General features: G+C 43.3%; 5 protein-coding genes. 1 reads left to right on the forward strand and 4 read right to left on the reverse strand.

All coding sequences use genetic code 11. The features are described from left to right. Together PN499_RS20095 and PN499_RS20100 are read right to left on the reverse strand one after the other, a co-directional pair. Nucleotides 1–576, reverse strand: a 576-nt coding sequence (locus PN499_RS20095) for a tetratricopeptide repeat protein (RefSeq protein ID WP_272033971.1), incomplete at its 3' end; no start/stop codon positions are given. A gap of 60 nt (nucleotides 577–636) precedes the next feature. Further along, a complete protein-coding gene (locus tag PN499_RS20100; RefSeq protein ID WP_272033972.1) occupies nucleotides 637–1,458 on the reverse strand; it encodes a DUF4384 domain-containing protein in 822 nt (273 codons plus the stop codon). A 193-nt stretch (nucleotides 1,459–1,651) separates the two neighbouring features. Between PN499_RS20100 and PN499_RS20105 the strand changes: the two genes are divergently transcribed. Next, on the forward strand, nucleotides 1,652–2,281 hold the full coding sequence (locus PN499_RS20105) for a PD-(D/E)XK nuclease family protein (protein WP_272033974.1): 630 nt from the start codon (nucleotides 1,652–1,654) through the stop codon (nucleotides 2,279–2,281). 121 nt (nucleotides 2,282–2,402) lie between these two features. On the opposite strand, the gene PN499_RS20110 is transcribed toward PN499_RS20105, so the two are convergent. Further along, complete coding sequence (locus tag PN499_RS20110; RefSeq protein ID WP_272033976.1) at nucleotides 2,403–3,116, reverse strand: PHP domain-containing protein; 714 nt, start codon at nucleotides 3,114–3,116, stop codon at nucleotides 2,403–2,405. 117 nt (nucleotides 3,117–3,233) lie between these two features. Beyond that, nucleotides 3,234–4,514 (reverse strand): HetZ-related protein, encoded by a 1,281-nt coding sequence (locus PN499_RS20115; RefSeq protein ID WP_272033978.1) that lies wholly within the window; start codon nucleotides 4,512–4,514, stop codon nucleotides 3,234–3,236. Nucleotides 4,515–4,804 lie beyond the last annotated feature (290 nt).

The following is a 4,804-nucleotide window of genomic DNA, read 5'->3' on the forward strand; positions in this document are numbered from 1 at the left end:
ATTCAAGCTAGAGGCGACATCGGGATGATCGCCGTCAAATAGGCGTTCATACATCCCTAAAGCGCGATCGTACAAGGGTTCGGCTTCCGAGAGGCGGCCTTGGGAATAGTAGAGTAATGCCAAATTATTCAAGCTAGAGGCGACATCGGGATGATCGCCGTCAAATAGGCGTTCATACATCCCTAAAGCGCGATCGTACAAGGGTTCGGCTTCCGAGAGGCGGCCGTGGGATTGGTAGAGTCCTGCCAAATTATTCAAGCTAGAGGCGACATCGGGATGATCGCCTTGGTAAAGCGATTCTGCCAGTGTTAAAGCTTGTTCAGCAAGAGTTACCGCCTCAGAGAACTTACCCTGGTGATAAAGTTCAAACACCTGGTTATTTAACTGTTGCCATTGTGCCAGAAGTTGTTCCAAATGTGCCGCTATCATTTGTTCGGCAACAACTTTCATCACCGCCACTAACCCTTGATCTATTAAATGTGAGTCAGTCGCTAATACTTCCTCTTCCTCTCCACTAGGACAACCTAGCAACCTTTGAATCAAACTAAAATACTCTGCCAAGCGTTGTTCGTCCATTGTTATCACTCCCTAACTGTAAGATCAAAACTTCAACCAGCGATACCCAATAAATCCCAATCAAGCCTTTACTAAATATTCTGTATAAAACACCTCCGACGCTGAAACACTTTCCAAATAATCCAATAATCCTTGCAAATGAACCCCCTCTAACTCCAAATCTTCCTTCTTACTCTTCTCTAACCACTCAAGCGGTGGCAACTCATCAGAAATAACAGCTAAAAGTTGCTCTTTTCCCTCGTCATCCGCCGTAAAAGTATCGGGATACTGGGGCAAAATATTCTCGCCAATCTGACAGCGGGGTTCTGAGGCAAATTCGGAAGGACACACGCAAAACATAGCCCCAGATGGTTCCCATTCTAATAAAATTAAATAGCCTTCTCTATTCAAATTTGCTTTAAACAAAATGTCACTATTGAGGGGAACAGTATCGAGGTAAGGATCAAGTTTTTTACGCAACATTCCCATTGTGGGGACAGGTTCAACCGCGAATACCACTCCCATTTTATTCGTGCGAGTCCCTTTGGCTTTGATTTGCTCCCAGAGGTGTTCACGTAACCATTGTGAATAAAAATTGTCATTGAGCCACTTCTGAACTTTATCACATTTATTTTTCTTCTCGTCCTGAGAAGGACAGCCTTCAGCTTCAAGCTTCTTAAATATCTGCGTCAAGTAGTCACGCAGAATACCAGGGGCATCCTTGGATTTCTTTATCGTCAAATCCTTTTCCAAAACCTCAGCTAGTCCCTCATTATCTAAATCCTTATTCGTTGTAAGGAAGCGTTGAACGAATACAAGTTGACATCTATCCTTAAATCCAAATTTCTTAGCCATTGAATCCAGGAAATATTGCTCATATTTTTCATAGCTTAACAGATTCATAAATCCACCTCTTAGGTAACTTTTAACAAAAATCATAACTGTTTATTTTTAACCTAGCAACACTGTTTCGACCTAGTTCGACCTAATTCGATCTCGTTCGACAAAACTCAATCTAAAGGAACCTTTTTCTATTTTAAATCTCAGTTAAATAACTTACCTTAAATTACATACATCTTTAAGAAAGGATACAGTCATGAAAAAGCGATTTCACTTTTATATTTGGGTAACTCGCCTTACTGAACTTCTCGCCAACGAGAAACAATGCCACTATGCAGTCGCACTTCATACCCAATACCAATTTGAAAAACCACCCAGTACCTACGATCCTTCAGAACACGAAGAAATGGTAATAAAACGCGCTTTACAACTTCAATCTGAAGGCTGGACTGTCTATGTTGAAAATCAAAACTCCTTCAAATATAAAGGTCATTTTTTCCCCATCACCGTCGCAGGAAGACCCGATATAGTTGCAACTAAAGGCAAAAAAATCATCGTTGAAGACTGCAAAACTGGAAAGCGTAAAGACTCCCACCGGATACAAATGTTACTTTATATGCTGCTGCTTCCCGCTTCTCCAGAAACCAAAGAACTTTGCCAAGGTAAAATCCCAGAAGGACGACTCATTTACCGAGATGGTGTATTAGAAATTTCTCCTTGGGATGTCGATCAAAAATTTAAAAATCGCCTTTGGAAAATCTTAGATATTATCTGTAATTCCACCCTACCCAAAGCAAGTCCCAATCAAGAAGAGTGCCGTTATTGCACGATTCCCAGTGAATTTTGCTCCGCACGGGCGGTAAGTAATGCTGATTTTGCTGCTTAATTTATTAGCAATAAAAATAGGGATCTCCATTGATTAGCAAATAAATTTTGCCAATAAAAGGAGATCCCTATTTAAATATTTAGAATATTCGCTTACCAATTCCCAAGGCCCAATTACCAAATTAAAGCTTCTGCAACAAATTAACACCATGAGTATCAGTCCCACAAGTATTAAACAAACCCCAATCCTTAGCAAGCTCTTTAACTAACATAGTTTGCTGAGGACTCGGACACCAAGGAATAGGATTACCATAAGCATAAAAAGTCTCTACCCCATCAATCCCAAAACTTGCCGCCTCTGGAATTAACTTATTAGGTGAAAGCCGATAGCGACAAGGATGAGCCAACACTGCTAAACCTCCAGCCTGATGAATCGCATCAATTACATTTTCCGCCAGATAAGCATCTCCAATGGCAGTTTTACCATGCAAATAAGGCTGCAAACTAGAATGTCCTGGCTCAAAACCATAGCCGAGAATATGTACATCAATATTCAACAAATTTGCACTAATTTCTATGCCAGCCCACAGAGTAGGCGTTATTAATTTACTCTCAGAATTATTTAATATCCAACGATCTAACCAAATCTGAGCTTGAAAATAGCCATTCGTACTATGATGATCGGTAATAGCTAAACCCTTCAAACCGATCGCGATCGCAGACTCCATCAACTCCTCTGGCCGTAGCTGCCCATCAGAACAAACAGTGTGCAGATGAAAATTGTAAGAACCCGGACAGCTATCAACATCAAGACCTTGAAAAACTTCCTTGAGCGCAAGCACCGTAGGAGTCCTCGGCCTTTCTAAATTTAAACCCGGAGCCAGATTGACAGTCATACCGTCACCACTAATATTAACCTTGTCTAATATATCGAATTTCTTTTGGCGCAGTAGTAGGAAATGGGGCGGGGAAATCCCGCCCTCGCCTGGGGGGGTTAAACAAAGTGTCTAGACTCATTTCGCGTTACCCACATTTGCAGGAGTAGTGCTATTACGGCACTGCGAAGCCATATCCAGCAACCCTGCCCACCGTTTTTGCACTTGTTTGAGAGTACATTTGAGAGCAGATGCGATCGCCTTATCGCTCTCTTGATTCCGCTTCAATTCCAGCAGTTGTAGCTGTTCTTCTGAAAGCGTTGCCTTAAAAGCTTCCCACTGTACCGAAGTCATACCCAACTTTTGATCCAAATCAGCACCCAACCATTGGTGTACCAGTTTCCAGTTTTGGGTACGAGCAAACTTTTCCACATGGTACTTGAAACGTTGTTGTAGATAGTCCCGTTGGCGGGGAGAAAGACCCAGAATCCGGTCAATATCCGAAGCTGAGAGGTCTTGGAGTTTCAAAGTCAGGTAGTCAACGCACTCCGACTGACCTTGAGATTGCAAATATTCTATCAACTCCGAGACGACGCGATCGCGCAACACCGCCTCCGCCGGATCGACAGACTCAGAAACCATCTGTTCCCTTACCTGCTGCATCGCTGCTGAGCGACTGTGAGCCTCCGCTTCTTCGCCCTTACCCGATTCTACCGCCATTTCAATATCCAAAGCAGTTTCGGGAGGTTGGCCCTTAGCAAAACCCTGAGCCCGAAGTACAATCAATCTTTGGCGAGAACGTCCCGGTAAACCAATTTGACGTTTGGCATATTGTTCCGTGAATGCCATATACTCGGCTAATTCTAGTTGAGTACGCGGTGTATAGTCAGCCGCCATTTGGTGTTCCCGACGAAAAGCTCTCAGAGCTTCGATGTAAAATCCTTGCAGGAAATCTTCAATCATGTTGTAACGAGCTTGGAAATTTAAGTTAGCTCGAAAAGACGCAACATGACGGTAAATCATTGCCGCTAGATGAGAATGTAGCTCAACGCGACCCTGTTTGGAACCCAAGCGGTAGTATTCCAAGCACTTTTGCAAGCGGTGACGGGCTAAGGTAAGCTGCCAAGATTGAACATCACCAGAAATTTGGATGCGATCGCTCTTTTGACAAATCCGTTCCACTTCTAAAGCGATTCGCATTGCCACCGTTTGAGCGCTTCTGGTCGTTGATTTCAGTGCTGCTTGCAATTCCTTGAGCATGAAATCCGCCAGAGTAATAGTATCAAAGCCTAGCTCAGAACTCTTTTCAGCGGCATTCAAATTGGTAGAGCGTACAGGAGCAGCCTCTTCAACAGTAGTCAGCATGGGAGCGATCGGAGAATTATTAGTAGCGGGGGAGTTAGCAAACTTGACAGACATGGTTTTACCTCTGGTAATGCACTGAACGACTGTGTGGAAAGGGTAGAAGATATAGAGGGTGAATGGCTGGTTTCCTTTGGGTTTGAATCCGCTTGCCTGATTCAACTCTCTACACTTTGAATGTTAGGGAGGTAGAGAGGATAAGAGTGACCCTAGTGTTCCACTCTCTCAGGCAACTACATTTTGCTGATTACCGTTACCTGGAATGTCACCACTCTCAAGTTATGTTTCATTGCCTTAAACCCTTACTGCCTAAGCAATTTGAGCGATACCAGAGGTGTAGTAACCCC

It is taken from the genome of Kamptonema animale CS-326 (genome assembly GCF_028330895.1).
GTDB classification, from domain to species: Bacteria; Cyanobacteriota; Cyanobacteriia; order Cyanobacteriales; family Microcoleaceae; genus Kamptonema; species Kamptonema formosum.

Excerpts from the sequence above, each read along its gene's own strand:
- PN499_RS20100 (WP_272033972.1), bottom strand. The coding sequence starts at position 1,458 with ATGAATCTGTTAAGCTATGAAAAATATGAGCAATATTTCCTGGATTCA.
- PN499_RS20115 (WP_272033978.1), bottom strand. The coding sequence starts at position 4,514 with ATGTCTGTCAAGTTTGCTAACTCCCCCGCTACTAATAATTCTCCGATC.
- PN499_RS20110 (WP_272033976.1), bottom strand. The coding sequence starts at position 3,116 with ATGACTGTCAATCTGGCTCCGGGTTTAAATTTAGAAAGGCCGAGGACT.
- PN499_RS20105 (WP_272033974.1), top strand. The coding sequence starts at position 1,652 with ATGAAAAAGCGATTTCACTTTTATATTTGGGTAACTCGCCTTACTGAA.